The sequence below is a fragment of the Kytococcus schroeteri genome (assembly GCF_002847825.1).
Taxonomy (GTDB): domain Bacteria; phylum Actinomycetota; class Actinomycetes; order Actinomycetales; family Dermatophilaceae; genus Kytococcus; species Kytococcus schroeteri.
Genome location: NZ_PKIZ01000007.1, coordinates 69,243 through 89,383 on the forward strand (window position 1 = coordinate 69,243; position 20,141 = coordinate 89,383).

General features: G+C 74.4%; 21 protein-coding genes. 20 read left to right on the forward strand and 1 reads right to left on the reverse strand.

What is annotated here, in order from left to right:
- Positions 1-12: 12 nt before the first annotated feature.
- From CYJ76_RS04915 to ftsY, 7 genes are all read left to right on the forward strand, one after another.
- A complete protein-coding gene (locus CYJ76_RS04915) occupies positions 13-768 on the forward strand; it encodes a PIG-L deacetylase family protein (RefSeq protein ID WP_101849418.1) in 756 nt (251 codons plus the stop codon).
- Positions 765-1,388: a class I SAM-dependent methyltransferase gene (locus tag CYJ76_RS04920; protein ID WP_101849419.1), complete on the forward strand. Its 624-nt coding sequence runs from the start codon at positions 765-767 to the stop codon at positions 1,386-1,388. The genes CYJ76_RS04915 and CYJ76_RS04920 overlap by 4 nt, the downstream gene beginning before the upstream one ends.
- Positions 1,385-2,413 carry a hypothetical protein gene (locus CYJ76_RS04925; protein WP_101849420.1) on the forward strand — a complete coding sequence of 343 codons (1,029 nt, stop codon included), beginning with the start codon at positions 1,385-1,387 and terminating at the stop codon, positions 2,411-2,413. Before CYJ76_RS04920 ends, CYJ76_RS04925 begins: the two co-directional genes overlap by 4 nt.
- Complete coding sequence (locus CYJ76_RS04930) at positions 2,410-3,174, forward strand: glycosyltransferase family 2 protein (RefSeq protein ID WP_070705657.1); 765 nt, start codon at positions 2,410-2,412, stop codon at positions 3,172-3,174. The genes CYJ76_RS04925 and CYJ76_RS04930 overlap by 4 nt, the downstream gene beginning before the upstream one ends.
- Positions 3,171-3,491, forward strand: coding sequence for an acylphosphatase (locus tag CYJ76_RS04935; protein ID WP_070705656.1), 321 nt, complete (start codon positions 3,171-3,173; stop codon positions 3,489-3,491). The genes CYJ76_RS04930 and CYJ76_RS04935 overlap by 4 nt, the downstream gene beginning before the upstream one ends.
- Before the next feature lie 93 nt (positions 3,492-3,584).
- Positions 3,585-7,196: a chromosome segregation protein SMC gene (gene smc, locus CYJ76_RS04940; RefSeq protein ID WP_180802218.1), complete on the forward strand. Its 3,612-nt coding sequence runs from the start codon at positions 3,585-3,587 to the stop codon at positions 7,194-7,196.
- Between the two features lie 23 nt (positions 7,197-7,219).
- Positions 7,220-8,572 carry a signal recognition particle-docking protein FtsY gene (gene ftsY, locus CYJ76_RS04945; protein WP_101849421.1) on the forward strand — a complete coding sequence of 451 codons (1,353 nt, stop codon included), beginning with the start codon at positions 7,220-7,222 and terminating at the stop codon, positions 8,570-8,572.
- 169 nt (positions 8,573-8,741) lie between these two features.
- On the opposite strand, the gene deoD is transcribed toward ftsY, so the two are convergent.
- Positions 8,742-9,467, reverse strand: a complete 726-nt coding sequence (gene deoD / locus CYJ76_RS04950; RefSeq protein ID WP_101849422.1) for a purine-nucleoside phosphorylase — start codon at positions 9,465-9,467, stop codon at positions 8,742-8,744.
- 33 nt (positions 9,468-9,500) lie between these two features.
- Here deoD and ffh point away from each other — a divergent pair, with 33 nt between their 5' ends.
- From ffh to CYJ76_RS05015, 13 genes are all read left to right on the forward strand, one after another.
- Positions 9,501-11,294 (forward strand): signal recognition particle protein, encoded by a 1,794-nt coding sequence (gene ffh, locus CYJ76_RS04955; protein WP_101849423.1) that lies wholly within the window; start codon positions 9,501-9,503, stop codon positions 11,292-11,294.
- An 81-nt stretch (positions 11,295-11,375) separates the two neighbouring features.
- A complete protein-coding gene (locus tag CYJ76_RS04960; protein WP_101849424.1) occupies positions 11,376-12,476 on the forward strand; it encodes an amidohydrolase family protein in 1,101 nt (366 codons plus the stop codon).
- Positions 12,477-12,483: 7 nt separating this feature from the next.
- Positions 12,484-13,176, forward strand: a complete 693-nt coding sequence (locus CYJ76_RS04965; protein WP_101849425.1) for a GNAT family N-acetyltransferase — start codon at positions 12,484-12,486, stop codon at positions 13,174-13,176.
- 165 nt (positions 13,177-13,341) lie between these two features.
- The gene (gene rpsP / locus CYJ76_RS04970) at positions 13,342-13,815 is read left to right on the forward strand and encodes a 30S ribosomal protein S16 (protein ID WP_101849426.1); all 474 of its coding nucleotides are present in this window, start codon (positions 13,342-13,344) and stop codon (positions 13,813-13,815) included.
- Between the two features lie 2 nt (positions 13,816-13,817).
- Positions 13,818-14,060, forward strand: a complete 243-nt coding sequence (locus CYJ76_RS04975) for an RNA-binding protein (protein WP_070704700.1) — start codon at positions 13,818-13,820, stop codon at positions 14,058-14,060.
- Positions 14,061-14,215: 155 nt separating this feature from the next.
- Positions 14,216-14,764 carry a ribosome maturation factor RimM gene (rimM, locus tag CYJ76_RS04980; protein WP_070704697.1) on the forward strand — a complete coding sequence of 183 codons (549 nt, stop codon included), beginning with the start codon at positions 14,216-14,218 and terminating at the stop codon, positions 14,762-14,764.
- Positions 14,764-15,531, forward strand: a complete 768-nt coding sequence (gene trmD, locus CYJ76_RS04985; protein ID WP_101849427.1) for a tRNA (guanosine(37)-N1)-methyltransferase TrmD — start codon at positions 14,764-14,766, stop codon at positions 15,529-15,531. The genes rimM and trmD overlap by 1 nt, the downstream gene beginning before the upstream one ends.
- A gap of 41 nt (positions 15,532-15,572) precedes the next feature.
- A complete protein-coding gene (locus CYJ76_RS04990) occupies positions 15,573-17,069 on the forward strand; it encodes an alanine/glycine:cation symporter family protein (protein WP_101849428.1) in 1,497 nt (498 codons plus the stop codon).
- Positions 17,070-17,216: 147 nt separating this feature from the next.
- Entirely contained in the window at positions 17,217-17,573 is a 357-nt protein-coding gene (gene rplS / locus CYJ76_RS04995; RefSeq protein WP_070704691.1) for a 50S ribosomal protein L19, read from the forward strand.
- Positions 17,574-17,602: 29 nt separating this feature from the next.
- Positions 17,603-18,217: a signal peptidase I gene (gene lepB / locus CYJ76_RS05000; protein WP_180802219.1), complete on the forward strand. Its 615-nt coding sequence runs from the start codon at positions 17,603-17,605 to the stop codon at positions 18,215-18,217.
- A complete protein-coding gene (gene lepB, locus CYJ76_RS05005; protein ID WP_238138152.1) occupies positions 18,214-18,981 on the forward strand; it encodes a signal peptidase I in 768 nt (255 codons plus the stop codon). Before lepB (CYJ76_RS05000) ends, lepB (CYJ76_RS05005) begins: the two co-directional genes overlap by 4 nt.
- Positions 18,978-19,736 (forward strand): ribonuclease HII, encoded by a 759-nt coding sequence (locus tag CYJ76_RS05010; protein ID WP_238138153.1) that lies wholly within the window; start codon positions 18,978-18,980, stop codon positions 19,734-19,736. Before lepB (CYJ76_RS05005) ends, CYJ76_RS05010 begins: the two co-directional genes overlap by 4 nt.
- On the forward strand, positions 19,737-20,042 hold the full coding sequence (locus CYJ76_RS05015) for a DUF2469 domain-containing protein (RefSeq protein ID WP_070705651.1): 306 nt from the start codon (positions 19,737-19,739) through the stop codon (positions 20,040-20,042). It abuts the gene before it with no gap.
- The last annotated feature ends 99 nt before the right edge of the window (positions 20,043-20,141 follow it).

Consider the following 20,141-nt stretch of genomic DNA (forward strand, 5'->3'; position numbering starts at 1 on the left):
GACAGTGGGGGCGTGCTGATCCCCGACCCCACCCCACCCCGTCGTCCCGGGTGCCTCGCGCCGGAGTCGCTGCCCGCGCCCGCCGAGGGATCCGTCCTGCCCCTGCCCGCGGTGGCCGGCCCGGTGGCGGTCCTCTCGGCGCACCCGGACGACGAGGTCATCGGTGCCGGGCGGCTCGTGGCCCACCTGGCGGGCACCGTCGGGGCCACCGCGCACTGCGCCACCGCGGGGGAGGGGTGCTACCTGGGCCGTCCGGTGCCCGGGGTGGACGACGTGGGGGCCGTGCGCCGGGCCGAGTGGCTCGCCGCCGTGGCCGCACTCGGCGCCCGCCCGGGTCGATGGGGTGGGCTCCCCGACGGGGCGCTCGACGCACGCCCTGACGAGCTGGCGGCGTGGGTCGCCGCGGTGCTCGAGGAGTCGGCTCCGTCCGCCGTGCTCGTGCCCTGGCGCCTGGACCCGCATCCCGACCACGCCGCCCTGGGCGAGGTCGTGGCGCGGGAGGCGGGCCGTCGCGGCATCGAGGTGCTCGAGTTCCCTGTCTGGGCCACGGTCTGGTGCCGCCCGGAGCAGCTCGCCGCCACCGGGTGGCGGCTCGCGGTCGTCGGGACCCCCGCGCACACCGAGGCCGCCCGCGAGGCGGCGCTGTACTGCTACCCCTCGCAGACCACCGAGCAGGTGCCCGGATGGGGTGCGGTCGTGCCGCCGGGGGCGCTGGCCCACCACGGCGTGCAGCGCCTGGCCGTGGGCGCCCCGGGGGAGGTCGCGTGAACCGGGGGCCGGACGTGGACGCCTGGTACGCCGGGCAGGACGACCCCTTCGGGGTGGGCACCCGCTGGTACGAGCGGCGCAAGCGCACCGTCGCCCTGGCCGCCCTCACCCGGGAGCGCTACGCCCGGGCCTGGGACGCCGCGAGCGGCACCGGCCATCTGGCCGCCGACCTGCTGGACCGCTGTGACGAGGTGGTGGCCAGCGACGCCGCCGCCCGCGCCGTGGAGCTCAGCACTGCTGCCCTGGCCCGCGCGGGGTACCGGGCGCGGGCCACCCGGTGCGTGCTGCCCGACCGCCCCGTGGCCGCCGTGGGCTGCGACCTGGTGGTGCTCTCCGAGGTGCTCTACTACCTCGACGACGCCACCCGCGGGGCGCTGCCCGCCGTGCTGGAGGCCGCGGTCCACGGCGTACCGCGGGCCGAGGTGCTGGCCGTCACCTGGCGCCACCACCCCGGCGACGCGCACCTGTCGGGCACTGCGGCCCAGGCCGAGCTGGACACCGGCCTGCGGACCGCCGGGTGGAGGCACCGCGTGGGGCACCGCGAGGAGGACTTCGTGCTCGACTCCTGGACGCGCACCGCCTCGAGCCCGACCGCCCACGACGCCCCGGAGGAGACATGACCCCCGTGACCCACCTCATCGACCTGCCGACCCCGCTGGAGGTCGGTGACCTGCCGCGCTGGTCGACCGACCCGGCCACCCTCCGCGATGCCGTGCACCGCCTCACGGCCGACGTGGACTGGGCGGGGCTCACCTGGCCGCAGCTGCTCGACGCGCTCGCGCGGCGGGGCGCCACCGACATCGGGTGGTCGCGTCTGGCCGAGGGGCACGCCGACGCCGTGCGTGTGCTGGCCCAGGCCGGCCGCACGCCCGAGCCCGGCGCGCTGTACGGCGTGTGGGCCTCCCGCTCCCGGGGCAGCGGACCGGTCGCCCGCCCGGTGCCAGGTGGCTGGGAGGTGTCCGGTGAGCTGCGCTTCGCCTCCGGGGTCGGCGTGCTGGACCGGGCGTTGGTCACGGCGGTGGACGCCGAGGGCACCCACCGCCTGCTCGACCTGCCCGTGGCGGGCTGGGAGGGCGACCCCGCCTCGTGGCCCGTGACCGCCATGGCCACCTCGCGCTCCTGGACGGTGCCGGTCCGCACCACCTGTGCCGCCTCCGCCGAGGTGGGGGCACCCGGCTGGTACCTGGCGCGTCCGGCCTTCCTGCCCGGTGGGGTGGGCGTGGCCGCGGTGTGGTGGGGAGCGACGGTGCGGGTGGCGCGCGAGGCCGGGCGGTTCGGGGCCGGGGCCCCGCCGAGCCCCGAGCGTGCCCGGCGCCACGGTCTGGTGCGCACCGAGCTGGTGGCCGCGGGGGCCGTGCTGCAGGAGGCGGGTCGCCGGCTCGAGGAGTTGATGCCGCCGGGGTCGATGGGGGAGTGGGACGCCCTCGGTGCCGGCACCCGCGAGGCGCTGGCAGGCCTCTCGCAGGAGGTCCGCGCCGTGGTGGCCTCGGCCGGCACGCGGGTGCTGGGCCACGTGCGCGTGCTCGGCGGGGCGGTGGGTCTGGCACAGGACGAGGACCTGGCGCGCAGCGTGGCCGACCTGGAGGTCTACCTCGCCCAGCACCCCGCCGACCGGGCCGCCGTCGGGCTGGGGCAGCCTGCGTGACCCGCGTCGTCATCGGGGTGCCGGCGCGCGACGAGGCCGAGCTGCTCCCCGCCGCGCTGGGTGCCCTCGTCGCGGCTGCGGGGGAGGCGGTCAGGGTGGATGCGGGCAGGGCGGACCAGGTGCACCTCGTGGTCGCTGCCCACCGGTGCCGGGACGCCACGGCCGCCCTCGCACACGGGGTGTTGGCCGGCCCCCTGCCGGAGCACGTGACCGGCGAGGTGCTGCTCGACGGCGTCTCGGAGACGGTGGGGCAGGTGCGTGACCGCGCGCTGCGGCACGGCCTGGACCCAGGCGACCCCGCGCACACCTGGCTGTTCACCACCGACGCCGACTCCCGCGTCCCGGTCGACTGGCTCACCCGGGCCCTCGCCGCAGCACGCGCCGAGGACGCCGTCGCCGTGGCAGGGCTGGTGGACCTGGTCGGCTGGCAGGCACCCCCGGAGGCCCGCCGTGCCTACGACGCCGAGGTGGCCACCGGCCTGCACGCGCGAGGCCACTGGCACGCCTATGGGGCCAACCTGGCCGTTCGTGCGGACGCCTACCTCGCGATCGGCGGTTTCCCGCACCGCGCCCGGGGCGAGGACGTCGCCCTCGTGCAGGCCCTGCGAGCCGCCGGGCTGCCGGTGGCCACGCCCCGGGACCTCGTGGTGCACACCTCGGGACGCACCGACGGCCGGGCCGCCGACGGGCTCAGCGCCCTGCTGGCCCGGTTGGGAGGCACACTGGGGGCCCGCACCACCGACCCGCAGGAGCACCCATGACCCCACCCGAGGAGACGCCCACCCCCTCTGCCGGCCACCGCCGCGCCACCCTCTTCGTGAAGGGCCACGTGCAGGGCGTCGGCTTCCGCTGGTGGACCCGCAGCCGCGCCCTCGAGCTGGGGCTGGTGGGGCACGCCCGCAACATGTCCGACGGACGGGTGGAGGTGGTGGCCCAGGGGCGCGGCGCGGACATCGCCGCCCTGGAGGCCCTGCTGCGCGAGGACCCCTCGTCGCACGGCCGCCCCGGCCGCGTGGACGCCGTGGTGCGCCAGGAGGGTGACGCGCGGGAGGGCGTGACGGGCTTCGTCGAGAAGTGACGCGCGCCCGCGGCCCCAGGACGCGGGGCGCCCTTCCGTAGGATGACGCGACGGCCGCCGCCGTGACCGCCCGCTGACAGGAAGCCCCCACCCGTGTACGTGACGTCCCTGACCCTCAAGGGGTTCAAGTCGTTCGCCTCGTCCACCCGCATGGAGCTCGAGCCGGGCATCACCGCCATCGTGGGGCCCAACGGGTCGGGCAAGTCCAACGTCGTGGACGCCCTGGCCTGGGTGATGGGCGAGCAGGGCGCCAAGTCGCTGCGCGGCGGCAAGATGGAGGACGTCATCTTCGCCGGCACCTCCGGCCGCGCGCCGCTGGGCCGCGCCGAGGTGGCCATGACCATCGACAACAGCGACGGTGCGCTGCCCATCGACTACTCCGAGGTGACGATCAGCCGCACCATGTTCCGCTCCGGCGGGTCGGAGTACGCCATCAACGGCGCGCCCTGCCGCCTGCTCGACGTGCAGGAGTTGCTCAGTGACTCCGGCATCGGCCGCGAGATGCACGTCATCGTGGGGCAGGGCCAGCTCGATGCGGTGCTGCGCGCCACCCCGGAGGACCGGCGCGGCTTCGTGGAGGAGGCGGCCGGCGTGCTCAAGCACCGCCGCCGCAAGGAGAAGGCGCTGCGCAAGCTGGACGCGATGGAGGGCGACCTCGCCCGCGTCCGCGACCTCACCGCCGAGGTCCGCCGCCAGCTGGGCCCGCTGGGGCGTCAGGCCGCCACCGCCCGCCGGGCCGCGGTCATCCACATCACCGTCCGCGACGCCCGTGCGCGCCTGCTGGCCGACGACCTCGTGCAGCAGCAGGCCGCGCTGGAGACCGACCTCGCCGACGAGAAGGCCGCCCTGGCCCGCCGGCAGGAGGCCGAGGCCGCCCTGGCTGCCGCTTCGCAGGGGCTGGAGGAGCTGGAGCGCGCCGTGGTCACCGCCGACGAGCGGCACGACGCCTTCCGCAGCGTCTGGTTCGAGCTGGGAACCCTCGCGGAGCGCACCCGGGCCGCCGGCCGCCTGGCCACCGAGCGGGCCGGGCTGGCCGAGCGCGACGCGACGGAGTCCGAACAGCGCAGCCGCAGCGGACGCGACCCCGAGCAGCTGGAGCGGCAGGCCGCCGAGCTGCGCCAGCAGGAGGCCGACGAGCGCGAGCGCATCGAGTCCACCGAGGCCGCGCTCACCGAGGCCACCGCGGCCAAGGAGGAGGCCGAGGCCGCCCACGGTGCCGAGGTGCAGCGTCTGGAGCGTCTGGCCAAGGCCGCCGCCGACCGTCGCGAGGGGCTCGCCACGCTCGGCGGGCAGGTCGAGGTGCGGCGCTCGCGGGTGGCCTCCGCGCAGGCCGAGATCGAGCGGCTGGAGGCCGACATCGCCGCCGGGCGCGAGGCCGCGCAGGCCGCGTCTGCGCGGCGGGCCGAACTCGAGGGCGGCATGGAGGAGGCCGAGTCCGGGGAGGCCGGCCTCGATGCCGCGTACGAGGCCGCCCAGGAGCAGGTGGACACCGCCCGGGCCGCGCTGGAGGACGCGCGCAACCGCCTCAACGCCGCCCAGCAGGGGGTGCAGCGGCTCACCGCCCGCGTGGAGGGCCTGGCGGTGGCCCTGCAGCGCCGGGACGGCTCGGCCACCCTCGTGGCCGACGACGGCCCCGCCGGCGTGCTGGGGGAGTTCACCGACCACCTCTCCGTGGCGCCGGGCCACGAGGCCGCGCTGGCCGTCGCCCTGGGTCCGGTGGCGGGTTCCCTCGTCGTGGACGGGCGCGCGGCGGCCACCACCGCGCTGGCCCACCTGGCCCAGCACGATGCCGGGCAGGCCACCCTGCTGCTCGGGGACCGCGCGGATGCGGCCACCACCGCCCTGGCCGAGCGCGCTCCCGCGACCGCCCTGCCCGGCGAGGCCGTGTGGGCGCTCGCGGTGGTGGAGGTCTCCACCTCCCTGGCCGACGCGGTGGTCGAGGCGCTGTCCGGCACCGCCCTGGCCGCAGACGAGGCCGCCGCCCAGCAGGTGCTGCAGGCCGAGCCGGCCGTGCAGGCCGTGGCCACCGCCACCGGCGAGCTGTGGACCCGCCACCGCGTCACCGGCGGCTCCTCGGCCGGACCGTCGGCCGTGGAGGTGGCCGCCGACCACGAGCGCGCCCTGGCCGAGCTGGAGACCGCCCGCGAGGAGGTGGCCGCCGCCGAGCAGGCCCGCGACGCCGCCCAGGAGCGTGTCGCGCAGGCCCAGCCGGCGGCCGACGAGGCCCTGGCCGCCCTCCACGAGTCCGACGCCCGCATGGCCGCGGTGGCCGAGGAGCTCGCCCAGGCCGCGCAGGCCGAGCGGCAGGCCGCCTCCACCATCGAGAAGGCGACCCAGCGCCTGGAGGCCCGGCGGGCCGAGGCCGCGGCCGACGAGCAGGACCTGGCCGCCCTCGAGGAGCGCCTGGAGGCCGCCCGCACCGAGGCCGCCGAGGCGCCCGACGCCGCGGACGACACTGCCGAGCGGGAGCGACTGGCCACGGCCGCCGCCCAGGCCCGCACCGCCGAGACCGAGGCCCGCCTGGCCGCCCGCACCGCCGCCGAGCGCCTCAAGGCCATCGCCGGCCGCGGCGACGCGCTGGCCGCCCAGGCCCGCAACGAGGTGCTCGCCCGTCAGGACGCCGCTCGCCGGGCCGCCCAGCGCCGCCGCGCCGCGGAGCACGCCCGCGGCATCGCCGAGCGGGCCACCGCCCTGGTGCAGCGCCTGGAGGCCACCCGTGAGGAGGCCGAGGCCGGCCGGCAGGGCGCCGAGGCCGCACGCGCCGAGCAGCGTTCCGAGCTCGCCGCGCGCCGCACCCGCATCGCCGAGCTCACCGACCGCGTCCGCGAGCTCACCGACGCCGTGCACCGCGACGAGGTGGCCCGTGCGGAGATGCGCCTGCGTGTGGAGTCCCTGGTGCAGCGCGCCGCCGACGAGCTGGGCATGGAGCCGGGGCCGCTGGTGTCCGAGTACGGCCCGGAGGTGCCCGTGCCGGTGCTCGACGACGACGGCGAGCAGTCCGTGGACGAGGACGGCGACCCCGCCACCGTGCCCTTCGTGCGCGACGAGCAGGCCAAGCGCCTGCGCCGCGCCGAGCGCGACCTCAAGGCCCTCGGCGCCGTGAACCCCTTGGCACTGGAGGAGTACGCGGCCATGGAGGAGCGCCACCAGTTCCTCGCCGGCCAGCTCGACGACCTCGTGAGCTCCAAGGAGGCGCTGCTCGACCTCGTGGCCGAGGTGGACGAGCGTGTCCGCACCGCCTTCGAGGAGGCCTACGCGGACGTGGCCCGCGAGTTCGAGGGCGTGTTCTCCCGCCTGTTCCCCGGCGGCGAGGGGCGCCTGGAGCTCACCGACCCCGAGGACATGCTCACCACCGGCATCGAGGTGCACGCCCGGCCGCCGGGCAAGAAGGTCAAGCGGCTCTCGCTGCTCTCCGGCGGCGAGCGCTCACTGACGGCCGTGGCACTGCTGGTGAGCATCTTCAAGGCCCGCCCCTCGCCCTTCTACATCATGGACGAGGTGGAGGCCGCCCTGGACGACACCAACCTGGGCCGCCTCATCCAGCTCTTCGAGGAGCTGCGCGACTCCAGCCAGCTCATCGTCATCACCCACCAGAAGCGCACCATGGAGGTCGCCGACGCCCTCTACGGCGTCTCGATGAAGGGCGACGGCATCAGCCAGGTGGTGAGCCAACGGCTCAAGGACGTGGACCTGCCGCGCGCCTGAGCGGTGCGTGCCAGACTGCGGCCGTGCCTTTCTTCCTCGACGAACTCTACGAACAGCTCATCGCCGGCGGCCTGACCGTCGGCCTCCTGGGTGGCGGCACCTGGGCGTGGCTGCGCGCCAAGGCGGGCGGCGCCACGCAGGCCCCGCCGGAGCAGGAGCCGCGCACCACCACCCGCCCGCCGATCGAGCACACGCCGGCCAAGAAGTCGACCTACGGCGAGCGCGCCAAGGGTGCCGTCATCGACACCAACCGGCGCACCGACCCGGTGACCACGGCCGGCCCGGGCACCGACGCGCCGGCCGCGGGCGAGGGGGCCACCCACCTGCGGGAGCGCTCCACCATCCCGCCGGAGCGCGTGGGCGGCACGGATGCGGAGGTCCTCGAGCCGGAGGTCGACGGCACCACCGGCACCCCCGCGGACTACGCGCGCGAGCCGGGTGTGGAGGTGCCCGACGAGGCCCAGGGGCGCCTGCACCGCCTGCGCTCGCGCCTCTCGCGCTCCAACAACGCCGTGGGGCAGGCGCTGCTCAAGCTGCTCTCCTCCGGCGACCTCGACGAGGAGGCCTGGGAGGAGGTCGAGGACACCCTGCTCGCGGTGGACCTCGGCGTGGAGGCCACCACCGAGCTCGTGGACAACCTGCGCACCCGGGTGCGGGTGGAGAACACCACCGACCCCGACGTGGTGCGCGGCTGGCTGCGCGAGGAGTTGGTGCGCCTGGTGGACCCGACCATGGACCGCGGCATCGCCGCCACGCGTCAGGGCGACCGCCCGTCGGTGGTGCTCGTGGTGGGCGTGAACGGCACCGGCAAGACGACCACCGTGGGCAAGCTGGCCCGCGTGCTCGTGGCCGAGGAGAAGGACGTCGTGCTCGGCGCCGCGGACACCTTCCGCGCTGCGGCCGCCGACCAGCTGCAGACCTGGGGTGAACGCGTCGGGGTGCGCACCGTGCGCAGCGAGAAGGAGGGGGCCGACCCGGCATCGGTGGCCTTCGACGCCGTTGCCCAGGGCGTGGACTCCGAGGCGGACGTGGTGCTGCTGGACACCGCCGGGCGCCTGCACAACAAGGCCGGGCTCATGGACGAGCTGGCCAAGGTCAAGCGCGTGGTGGAGAAGCGCAGCCGCATCGACGAGGTGCTGCTGGTGCTGGACGCCACCACCGGCCAGAATGGCATGAAGCAGGCCGAGGTGTTCGCCCAGGCGGTGGACGTCACCGGCATCGTGCTCACCAAGATGGACGGCACCGCGCGCGGCGGCATCGTCGTGGCCGTGCAGCGGGCCCTCGGGGTGCCGGTCAAGCTCGTGGGCCTGGGCGAGGGGCCGGACGACCTCGCGCCCTTCGTGGCCGAGGACTTCGTGGACGCCCTGCTGGACTGAGTCGCGGGCACCGCGCACCGCACGAAATCAGCACCGGTGCTGAGTTCGGCCTGTCAGGTCACCGAGAACCGCACCGGTGCCGAGTTCGACAGTCGAACTCGGCACCGGTGCGGTGCTCGTGGTGGGGGAGTGCTGAGACCGGCACCGGTGCCGGTCTCACCCGGCCCCCTCAGCAGGTGGCGGCGGCCAGCGCCAGGGCGAGCGCCCCGCCGAAGCGGGTCTCGCGCTCCTGTGCGCTCATGTCCGCCGAGCCGTCCACGAGGTGGTCGCTCACCGTGAGCACCGCCAGCGCCTGCCGCCCGAACTCGTTGGCCACGCCGTAGAGCGCCGCGGCCTCCATCTCCACACCGAGGGTCCCGTGGGCGCGCAGGCCGTCCACCATCCCCGGCACCGCCCAGTAGAAGTGGTCGCGGCTCACGACGGGGCCGGCGTGCACGGTGCCCTCGGTCACCTTCTCCCGCGCGCCCCAGGCGGCCGCGGCCAGCTCCAGGTCGGCCACGGCGGAGAAGTTGATGCCCGGCACGCGCGCCTGGTTCATGGACGAGTCGGTGTGCGCCCCGGTGCCGATGATGACGTCGCCCACCTGCACGCCCTCGGCGATGCCGCCGCAGGTGCCCACGCGGATGATGCGCTGCACCCCGTACTCGCGGAACAGCTCGGTGGCGTAGATGGTCGCGCTCGGCTGGCCCATGCCCGAGCCCATCACCGAGAGCGGGTGGGCCACGCCGTCCACCTCGACGGTGCCGGTGAAGCCGAGCATGCCGCGCACGTCGGTGACCAGGCGGGCGTCGGGCATGAGGGCGTGGGCGATGCGCTCGGCGCGGCGGGGGTCGCCGGGCATGAGCACGGCGGGGGCGAAGTCGTCGGGTCCGGCGGAGATGTGGGGAGTCGGCATGGGCGGATTCTTGCAGCACGTAGAATCCACCGGGTGTTCAACAGCCTCTCCGACCGCCTGACCCACACCTTCGGCAACCTGAAGCGCAAGGGCAAGCTCACCGAGTCCGACGTCAACGCGACGGTCCGCGACATCCGCCTCGCGCTCCTGGACGCCGACGTCGCCCTGCCGGTGGTGAAGCAGTTCACCAAGGTGATCCGGGAGCGGGCCACCGGTGCGGAGGTCTCCGAGGCGCTCAACCCGGCCCAGCAGGTCGTGAAGATCGTCAACGAGGAGCTCGTCGACATCCTCGGTGGCGAGACGCGCACCATCCGCTTCGCCAAGCGCCCGCCGACGGTGATCATGCTCGCCGGTCTGCAGGGTTCCGGTAAGACCACCCTGGCCGGCAAGCTCGGCAAGTGGCTCAAGGACCAGGGGCACACCCCGCTGCTGGTGGCCTGTGACCTGCAGCGCCCCAACGCGGTGAACCAGCTGGAGATCGTCGGTGAGCGCGCCGGTGTGCCGGTGTACGCCCCGGAGAAGGGCAACGTCTACGGCCACGACGCCGCGCTGGAGAGCGGTGAGGGCACGCGCTCCTTCGGTGACCCGGTGGAGGTGGCCCGCCGCGGTGTGGCCCAGGGTCAGGCCCGCCAGCACGACGTGGTCATCATCGACACCGCCGGCCGTCTGGCGGTGGACGAGGAGCTCATGCAGCAGGCCGCGGACATCCGCGCCGCGGTGAACCCCGAGGAGGTGCTGTTCGTCATCGACGCGATGATCGGACAGGCCGCCATCGACACCGCCATGGCCTTCGACAAGGGCGTCGACTTCACCGGTGTGGTGCTCTCCAAGCTCGATGGTGACGCGCGCGGTGGTGCCGCCCTCTCGGTGGCCTCGGTCACCGGCAAGCCGGTCATGTTCGCCTCCACCGGTGAGCAGACCAAGGACTTCGAGGTCTTCCACCCCGACCGCATGGCCTCCCGCATCCTCGACATGGGTGACGTGCTCACCCTCATCGAGCAGGCCGAGCGCGCCTTCGACCGCTCGCAGGCCGCGGAGATGTCGCGGAAGTTCATGTCCGACGAGGACTTCACCTTCGACGACTTCCTGCAGCAGATGGCCGCCATCAAGAAGATGGGCAATCTCAAGCAGTTGCTGGGCATGATGCCGGGCATGGGCCAGATGCGGGCCCAGATCGAGGCCCTCGACGAGCGCGAGTTCGACCGGGTGGAGGCCATGGTGCAGTCCATGACGCCCTTCGAGCGCTCGCACCCCAAGCAGATCAACGGCTCGCGCCGCGCCCGCATCGCCAAGGGTTCGGGCGTGACCGTCTCCGAGGTGAACCAGCTCATCGAGCGCTTCACCGCCGCCCAGAAGATGATGAAGCAGTTCAAGAAGGGCGGCGGGATGCCCGGCATGCCGGGGATGGGGGGCATGCCCGGCATGGGCTCGATGCCGGGTGGTGCCGGCGGCAAGGGCAAGAAGGGTGCGAAGGGCAAGAACCAGCGCTCCAAGGCCAAGTCCGGCAACCCCGCCAAGCGCGCCCAGCAGGAGGCCGCGGCCGCTCGCAAGGCCGAGGAGGCCCAGCAGCGCCGTCTCGACGAGATGTTCGGCGGCGGCGGGGCCGAGGAGGCCGCGCCGCAGAAGAAGTCGGCCTTCGGCGGGCTCGGCGCCGTGGCCGGTGGCCACGGCGGCGGTCTGGGGGCCCTGGCCGAGGGGCACGGGTCCGGCAAGGACTCCGGCAAGGAGGCGACGGGCACGGGTCAGGGCGACCAGGGCCTGGGTGACCTGCAGCTGCCCAAGGGCTTCGAGAAGTTCCTCGGCGGCGGGGGCCACGGCAAGGGCTGACCGCCCGCCCCACCGCGTCGGCCCCCCCCACCTCGTGACGCCCCCCCCGCACCGCGGGGCGTCACGGCGTACGGTGAGCCCATGAGTGCCCCCGCGCAGCCCGTCCTCCACCTCACCGGCCAGGTCATCTGCGGCCCCGAGGAGGTGCACCCCGAGGCGTGGGTGGTCGACGGCCACCTCACCTTCGAGCGGCCCCCGGCCTCGCTGGAGGTCGAGCGCCTCGAGGGCTACGTGCTGCCTGGCCTCGTGGACGCCCACTGCCACGTGGGCCTGGAGGCCGAGGGGGGAGTGACGCCCGAGCGTGCCGAGGAGCACGCCGTCACCGACCGCGAGGCCGGGGCCCTGCTGCTGCGCGATGCCGGGTCGCCGGTGGACACCTCCTGGATCCACGACCGCGAGGACCTGCCCCGCCTGGTGCGTGCCGGCCGCCACATCGCCCGGCCCAAGCGCTACATCCGCAACTTCGCCCACGAGATCGAGCCCGACCAGCTCGTGGAGTACGTGCGGGCCGAGGCGCGGGCCGGTGACGGCTGGGTGAAGCTCGTGGGCGACTGGATCGACCGCGAGGTAGGCGACCTGCGCCCCCTGTGGCCGGTGGAGGTGCTCACCGAGGCGATCGCCGCCGCCCACGAGGAGGGCGCGCGAGTGACGGCGCACTGCTTCGCCGAGCAGTCGCTGCTGGACTTCGCCGCCGCGGGCACGGACTGCATCGAGCACGCCACCGGGCTCACCGAGGAGACGGTGCGGATCTTCGCCGAGCAGGACATCGCCATCGTGCCCACGCTGGTGAACATCGAGAACTTCCCCGCCTTCGCCGAGGCCGGGCAGGCCAAGTTCCCCGCGTACGCCGCGCACATGCGCGACCTCTACGCGCGCCGCTTCGAGACCGTCGGCCTGGCCCGGGAGGCCGGGGTGCGCATCTACGCCGGCACCGATGCCGGGGGCCAGCTGCCGCACGGCCTCATCGCCCGCGAGGTGGAGGCGATGCTGCAGGTGGGCATGACCCCCACCGAGGCCATCGGTGCCGCCACCTGGGAGGCCCGCGAGTGGCTGGGCCACGAGGGCCTCACCGAGGGAGCGAGCGCCGACGTGGTGGTGTACACCGACGACCCGCGGCGCGACGTGCGCGCCCTGGCCGCGCCGGCCCACGTGGTGCTGCGGGGCGTGCGCCACGGTGGCTGAGCCTCCCGTGCTGCCGTCGCACACGCCCACCCACCGCCTGGTGGCCACCGATGGCGAGCTCGTGGCCGCCACGCTCGTGCCGCAGGACGAGGCGGAGTACACGGTGGCCGGGGACGCCTCGGCCGCACGCGTCGGCCGGTTCAACCCGGTGGTGCCCGGCGACTTCCGGGCGCGCCTGGCGGCCCAGGGGGAGTCCCAGCGGATGGTGCTGGTGCGCCTGCGCGACCCGCAGCAGGCCGCCGAGGACCTGGCCGGGCAGGGGAGGTGGCCCGGGACCGACCGGCCGGGCTGCGCGCCGGACGGTCGACCGCTCCACGGCATCGTGGCCCGGGTCAACGTCATGAACACGGTGCGGGGCCGCTTCCAGAGCGCCGCCCTGGGCTACGACGCCCTCGACCCCTGGGCGGGGACGGGGCTGTTCACCCGGGCGCTGCGGCTGGTGGTGGACCTCGCGTTCACCCCGGTGGCCCCGGACCCGGGACCCGGTGGCGGCCCCACTGGCGGTTTCGGCCTGCACCGGGTGGAGGCCAACGTGCAGCCGGACAACGCGGCCAGCCTGCGGGTGCTGCAGAAGGTGGGCTTCCGGCGCGAGGGCCTGGTGGAACGGATGCTGTACGTCCCGGGCCCGGACGGGGCCGAGGCCTGGCGCGACCACGTGGCCCACGGCCTCACGGTGGAGGAGTGGGCGCCGCGCCGGTGAGGCCCGGGTTGGGCGGGCGCGGAGGCGTCTGGCATCATTGGCCGGTACTCGCTGTGTGCCGGACCCTCTCACCGGCACGGAGCAAGTCCCGGGCGTCGGGCGTCACCGTGACCCCACCGGATGGCCCCCGGACCCCACCCGATTCGAAACAGGAGTTCCACTCACGTGGCAGTCAAGATCCGACTGAAGCGCATGGGCAAGATCCGTGCACCGTTCTACCGCGTCGTCGTCATGGACTCGCGCCAGAAGCGCGATGGCCGCGCGATCGAGGAGATCGGTCTGTACCACCCGACCGAGGAGCCCTCGCGCATCGAGATCGACTCCGAGCGCGCGCAGTACTGGCTCGGCGTCGGCGCGCAGCCGACCGAGCAGGTCGAGGCGCTGCTGAAGGTCACCGGCGACTGGGCCAAGTTCAAGGGTGAGGGCGACGCCGCCACCCTGAAGACCCGCGAGGCCAAGCCCTCCAAGCAGGAGCTCTTCGAGCAGGCGCTCAAGGACGCGGAGAACGCCCCGGCGACCGCGCCCACCCCCAAGAAGAAGAAGGCCGAGGAGGCCGCCGAGGCCCCCGCCGCCGAGGAGCCGAAGGCCGAGGAGGCCGCTGAGGCCCCCGCCGAGGACACCAAGGCCGACGAGGCCTGATCGTGCTCACCGAGGCGCTCGACCACTTGGTCCGCGGCATCGTCGACCACGACGAGGACGTCCACGTGACGACCGTCGAGGGACGACGCGGCGAGACCCTCCAGGTCCGGGTCCACCCCGACGACCTGGGGCGGGTGATCGGTCGCTCCGGCCGGACCGCGCGTGCCCTGCGCACCGTGGTCCAGGCACTGGCCGGCGAGCGGCGCCAGGTGCGGGTCGACATCGTCGACACCGACCGGCCCTGACCCGGCACCACACCGACGTGTGACGCGTGGCCCGGTACCTTCGCGGTACCGGGCCACGCGCGCGCCCGGACCCTGTGGCGTGAGCACCGCCGGGTGCCGGCCCCGGACCACCCGACCACGACCCAGCCCACCGCGCCGGACCCACCGAGGACGACATGGCACAGCACAGCAACCGCGAGCGCGGCACCATCCCCGAGGGCATGGTGCGTCTGGCCCGCATCGGCAAGCCCCACGCCCTGCGCGGTGAGGTGACCGTGCAGCTGCACACCGACGAGCCGGAGGTCCGGTTCGCCGTGGGGGAGCGCATCGCCACCGTGCCGGCCGAGGAGGGCCCCCTCACCGTGGCCTCGCGCCGGGTGCACCAGGGCGTCACCCTGCTCGGCTTCGAGGAGGTCACCGACCGCACCGGTGCCGAGGGGCTGCGCGGCGTGGTGCTCGTGGCCGCCGCGGAGGCCGACCCCGACGACGAGGGCTTCTACCCCGAGGACCTGCGCGGCCTGCGTGCCGTCGACGCCGAGGGCGCCCCGCTCGGCACGGTGAAGGGCCTCCACCTGCGCCCGGCCCAGGACCTGCTGGAGCTCACCACCACCGCCGGGCACGAGGTGCTCGTGCCGTTCGTGGCCGAGCTGGTGCCCGAGGTCGACCTCGAGGAGGGCGTCGTGGTGGTCACCGCGCCCGCCGGTCTGCTGGAGCCGCTCGACTGATGCCGGCCACCCGCACCCCGCTCACCGCGGCCGCCCCGCAGGAGGTCGCGTCCGAGGCTTCGCGCGCCGCGCTGCGCATCGACGTCGTCTCGATCTTCCCCGAGTACCTCGCTCCGCTGGACCTCAGCCTCATCGGCAAGGCGCAGCGCGACGGCCTGCTCGAGGTGCACACCCACGACCTGCGCGCCTTCACCCACGACCGCCACCGCACCGTGGACGCCACTCCCTACGGCGGCGGCGCCGGCATGGTCATGAAGCCCGAGCCGTGGGGGGAGGCACTCGACCACGTGCTGGCCAGCGACCCCACGCGCACCCCGGTGCTCGTGGTGCCCGGCCCCGGCGGTGACCGCTTCACCCAGCCCGTGGCCCGCGAGCTCGCCGGCGCCGACTGGCTGGTGTTCGCCTGCGGTCGCTACGAGGGCATCGACGAGCGCGTGGTGCTGGAGTACTCCCGGCGCGTGGACCTGCGCGTCCTCTCCCTGGGCGACTACGTGCTCAACGGCGGCGAGGTGGCCGTGCTGGCCATGACCGAGGCCATCGCACGCCTCGTGCCGGGCGTCATCGGCAACGCCGAGTCGCTCGTGGAGGAGTCCCACGAGGACGGGCTGCTGGAGTACCCCGTGTTCACCAAGCCGGCCTCCTGGCGCGGCCACGACGTGCCGGACGTGCTGCTCTCGGGCAACCACGCCCGCATCGCCGCCTGGCGCCACGAGCAGCGGGTCAGCAGGACCGCCGCCCGACGACCTGACATGCTGGGCCCCACCTGAACGACGTGGTCCCCGACGGGGACCGGAGTGGGAGGAGCGGCATGGAGACCGTCGAGTCATGGTTGAGCGAGGCCGGTGCGTGGATCTGGGGGCCGATGACCCCCATGGTGCTGCTGGCCGGGCTCGTGTTCACCGTGGTCACCGGTGTGGTGCAGGTCCGGATGCTGCCGGCCATGTTCCGCACGCTGCTGGACCCGCCGTTGAAGGACGAGAACGGCGAGGACCGCAGCGTCTCCACCCTGGCGGCGTTCTCCATCTCGGCCGCCGGACGCATCGGCACCGCCAACATCGCCGGGGTCTCCGCGGCGGTGGCCATGGGTGGCGCCGGCGCCGTCTTCTGGATGTGGGTGATCGCCCTGGTCGGCGGCGCGACGGCGTTCGTCGAGTCCAGCATCGCCCAGCTGTACAAGGTGCGGGAGGGCAACGCCTACCGCGGTGGTGGTGCTGTGGTCTACGAGAAGGCCCTCGGCTCCCGCATCATGGGTGTGCTGTTCGCCGTCATGGTGCTGATCTGCGCCGGCATCTCGTTCAACATGCTGCAGGCCAACACCATCCGGGTGGCCGTCGACGAGGCCGTGCCCACCGACGCCGCGTGGGTGAACTGGGCGGTGGCCGGCGTGGTGGCGGTGCTCACCGCCGCGGTGGTGCTCGGCGGGGTGCGCCGCATCGGTCACGTCGCCGAGGGGCTGGTGCCGTTCATGGCCGGCGCCTACCTGCTGCTGGGCCTGGCCATCGTGGTGGTCAACTTCGACCAGGTGCCGGGCGTCTTCGGGCAGATCTTCGGGCAGGCCTTCGGTGTCCAGGCCATCACCGCCGGCTCGTTCATGGGCATGGTGATGGAGGGCGTGAAGCGCGCCATGTTCTCCAACGAGGCGGGGATGGGTCTGACCGGCCACGCCGCCGCCTCGGCCTCGGTGTCGCACCCGGTGAAGCAGGGCTTCGCCCAGACCCTCGGGGTGTACCTGGACACGCTCGTGGTGTGCACCATCACCGCGTTCATCGTGCTGAGCGCCAACCCCCGCGTCGGTGGTGAGGAGGCCGGCGCGGAGCTCGCCTCGGCCTCCATCGTCGATGCGGTGGGCACGTGGGGCGCGATCGCCCTGGCGGTGATCCTGTTCACCCTGGCCTTCACCTCGGTGCTCGCGGACTACTACTACGGCGAGTCCAACGTCCAGTACCTGACGCGGAACAAGGGCCTGCTGACGGCCTTCAAGCTGGCCTTCGTGGCCCTGACCTTCCTGGGCTGCCTGGTGGAGCCGACGCTCCTGTGGTCGCTGGCGGACTTCCTCTTCCCGCTGCTGGCCCTGCTGACGATCGGCTCCCTGCTGGTGCTGCTGCCCAAGGCGCGGTGGCTCCTGCAGGACTACCGGGCGCAGGAGGCGGAGGGTCGTAACCCGGCCCTCACCAGCGACCGGCTGCCGCGCAACTGGCGGGGCGTCACCTGCTGGGAGCCGGAGGACGCGATGGACCACGACCAGGCGCAGGCCTACCGGCGGGAGCACGGACTGGCCGGGACTGCCGCACCTGTGGCAGACTGAGCCGCTGCCGACCGGCCCGACAGGCCCCTGCCGCAGGGGGGAGAAGCTCCGGGCACCACGCTCGGCGAATCCACGTAGCGACCACGGGAGACCGTGGTGACCCAGTGGCCGTGACCTGCGCGCACGCCACGGAAAGCGACACGCATCATGCAGAAGCTCGACTTCGTCGACGCCGCCAGCCTCCGCGACGACATCCCGGAGTTCCGCGCCGGTGACACGATCAACGTGCACGTCAAGGTCATCGAGGGCAACCGCACCCGTACCCAGGTCTTCAAGGGCATCGTGATCCGTCGTCACGGCCGCGGCGTGGGCGAGACCTACACCGTGCGCAAGGTGTCCTTCGGCATCGGTGTGGAGCGCACCTTCCCGGTGCACTCCCCGGTGGTGGAGAAGGTGGAGGTGCTGACCCGCGGTGACGTGCGTCGCGCCAAGCTGTACTACCTGCGCGACCTGCGCGGCAAGGCTGCCCGCATCCGCGAGAAGCGCGAGGACGTCAAGGCCTGATCCGGCGGGCACCCGTCCCTCCGGTCGCCGTGAGCGCCCTGCCCGAGCCGTCCTCGTCCCTGCGACGAGGGCGGCTCCGGCGTGTCCGGGGCCCCGAGGGGAACCGGCCCGGGGGCTCGCCGTGGCGACGGGCCGGGTGGGCCCTGCTGGCCCTGGCCCTCGTCGCCGCCCTCGTGCTGGCCACCTCGGTGCGCACCTACCGGGTGAACGGGCCCTCGATGGAGCCGGGCCTCGCGGCGGGCGACCTCGTGGTCGGCACCGTCGTGGGCGGGCTCGGGGGGGCGGCGTCGGACGCGGTCGCGGTGGGCGACGTGGTCGTCGTCGACGCCACGGCCGCCTGGGGCGACCGTGCGCCCGGGGTGGAGCGGCTGCACGTGGTCAAGCGCGTGGTCGGCGCCCCCGGCGACCGCGTCTCGTGCTGCACCGACGGCGCGATGGTGCGCAACGGCACCCCGGTGCCCGCCCACGGCCCGGGCGGGGAGGGGCTCGACCAGCGCTTCGACGTGGTGCTCGGTGAGGACGAGTGGTGGGTGGTGGGGGACAATGCGGTGCACTCCGCGGACTCACGCACCCACCTGGCCGCGCCGGGGGGCGGTGTGGTGCGGTCTGACGAACTGGTGGCCCGCGTACGGTGGGCCCCGTGAACACCGAGGAGCAGTCGATGCCGCCCGAGCAGCACGAGCCGAACCACGCCGCCGACGACCAGCCGGCCACCGGGTCCACCTCCCTCGAGGCCGACCCGGCGACCCCGGGGGAAGCGGTCAAGGAGCGCGGGGGCTTCCTCAGCGCGCTGCGGGAGACCGTGGTGGTGGCCGCGCTGGCCCTGTTCTTCGCCTTCCTCATCAAGACCTTCCTCGTGCAGGCCTTCTTCATCCCCTCGGGCTCCATGGAGAACACGCTCCAGGAGGGCGACCGCCTGCTGGTGAACAAGCTGAGCCCCACCCCCTTCGCAGTGGAGCGCGGCGAGGTCGTCGTCTTCCAGGACCCGGGCCAGTGGCTCGGCAGCACGCCCAAGGACAAGTCGCTGCTGCACAAGGCCGGCCAGTTCGTCGGGGTGCTGCCCGGCGACGGCGACGAGTACCTCATCAAGCGCGTCATCGGGCTGCCGGGCGACCGGGTGCAGTGCTGCGACGCCGAGGGCCGCGTGCAAGTCAACGGCAAGAGCATCGACGAGCCGTACGTGTTCCCCGGCAACCCGCCGAGCCTGGTGGAGTTCGACGAGAAGGTCCCCGAGGACCACCTGTGGGTCATGGGTGACCACCGCTCCAACTCCGGCGACTCGCGTTACCACGGCACCGTGCCGATGGACCGCGTGACCGGTGGCGCCTTCGTCGTCATCTGGCCGTTCGACCACGTGGGCACCCTGCCGGGCAAGGACGTCTTCGCCGACGTGCCCGACCCGAAGTGACCCCGGGCGCCCCAGGGCGTCCCCGCACCGGCGTCACCACGCCCAGCCTGCGCGTCGAGCGCGAGCTGCTGCGCGGTGGCGCCGTGCGCGTGGCCGGCATGGACGAGGTGGGGCGGGGGGCACTGGCCGGGCCGGTGAGCGTGGGCGTGGTCGTCGTGGACGCCGCCGTGGGCACCGCGCCGGTGGGGGTGCGCGATTCCAAGGACCTCAGCGCCGCCCGCCGGGAGGCACTCGTGCCGCAGCTGCTCCGATGGGGTGTGGCGCGGGGCGTGGGGCACGCCTCGGCGGCCGAGGTGGACGCCCGGGGGATCATGGGCGCGCTGCGCACCGCCGGGCGGCGGGCCCTCGAGGCCTGTGGTGTGGAGGTGGACGTGGTGCTGCTCGACGGCAAGCACGACTGGCTCACCGACCCACTCTCCGACGGGCTCCTGGCCGGCCTGGGCGTCGGCGGCGCGATGTCGGCCACGCCCCCGGTGGTGACCCGGACCAAGGCCGACCGCACCTGCTCCTCGGTGGCCGCCGCCAGCGTGCTGGCCAAGGTGGAGCGCGACGGCCTCATGGCCGGCCTGGCCCGGCAGCCGGGCATGTGGCCCTACGGGTGGGCCCGCAACAAGGGCTACGCCGCGGCCGACCACCGCGAGGCGCTGGAGCGGCGCGGACCGAGCACCCACCACCGCCGTTCCTGGCGGCTCGGGGTGCAGGATGGGACGAGCACCACGGAGGACCTTCCGTGGGCCGACGACCGGGAGGTGTGAGTGAGCGAGGAGGATCTCGACCGCTTCGAGGCCGATGCCGAGCTGGCCCTGTACAAGGAGTACCGGGACGTCGTGGGGCTCTTCTCCTACGTGGTGGAGACCGACCGCCGGTTCTACCTGGCCAACGAGGTGGACGTGCAGGTGGCCGGTGAGCCGGGCGACACCTGGTTCGACGTGCACCTCACCGACGCCTGGGTCTGGGACGTCTACCGTCCGGCGCGCTTCGTCTCCCGGGTGCGGGTCATGACCTACAAGGACGTCAACGTGGAGGAGCTCGCGCCGCAGGAGCTGACGCTGCCCGAGTGAGGGCCGCCCACAGGCGCCTCGATGCTGGGGACCGGCCCGGGGGCGCAGCCACAGGCCCGGCGCCCTCGCCCACCGCGCGCCGGTGCACGGGGCCACGCT

Bases quoted from the DNA above. Each gene is read 5' to 3' on its own strand.
- CYJ76_RS04960 (WP_101849424.1), top strand. From the start codon at position 11,376: ATGAGTGCCCCCGCGCAGCCCGTCCTCCACCTCACCGGCCAGGTCATC.
- rimM (WP_070704697.1), top strand. From the start codon at position 14,216: ATGGCACAGCACAGCAACCGCGAGCGCGGCACCATCCCCGAGGGCATG.
- CYJ76_RS04925 (WP_101849420.1), top strand. From the start codon at position 1,385: ATGACCCCCGTGACCCACCTCATCGACCTGCCGACCCCGCTGGAGGTC.
- deoD (WP_101849422.1), bottom strand. From the start codon at position 9,467: ATGCCGACTCCCCACATCTCCGCCGGACCCGACGACTTCGCCCCCGCC.
- rplS (WP_070704691.1), top strand. From the start codon at position 17,217: ATGCAGAAGCTCGACTTCGTCGACGCCGCCAGCCTCCGCGACGACATC.
- trmD (WP_101849427.1), top strand. From the start codon at position 14,764: ATGCCGGCCACCCGCACCCCGCTCACCGCGGCCGCCCCGCAGGAGGTC.
- CYJ76_RS04990 (WP_101849428.1), top strand. From the start codon at position 15,573: ATGGAGACCGTCGAGTCATGGTTGAGCGAGGCCGGTGCGTGGATCTGG.
- CYJ76_RS04935 (WP_070705656.1), top strand. From the start codon at position 3,171: ATGACCCCACCCGAGGAGACGCCCACCCCCTCTGCCGGCCACCGCCGC.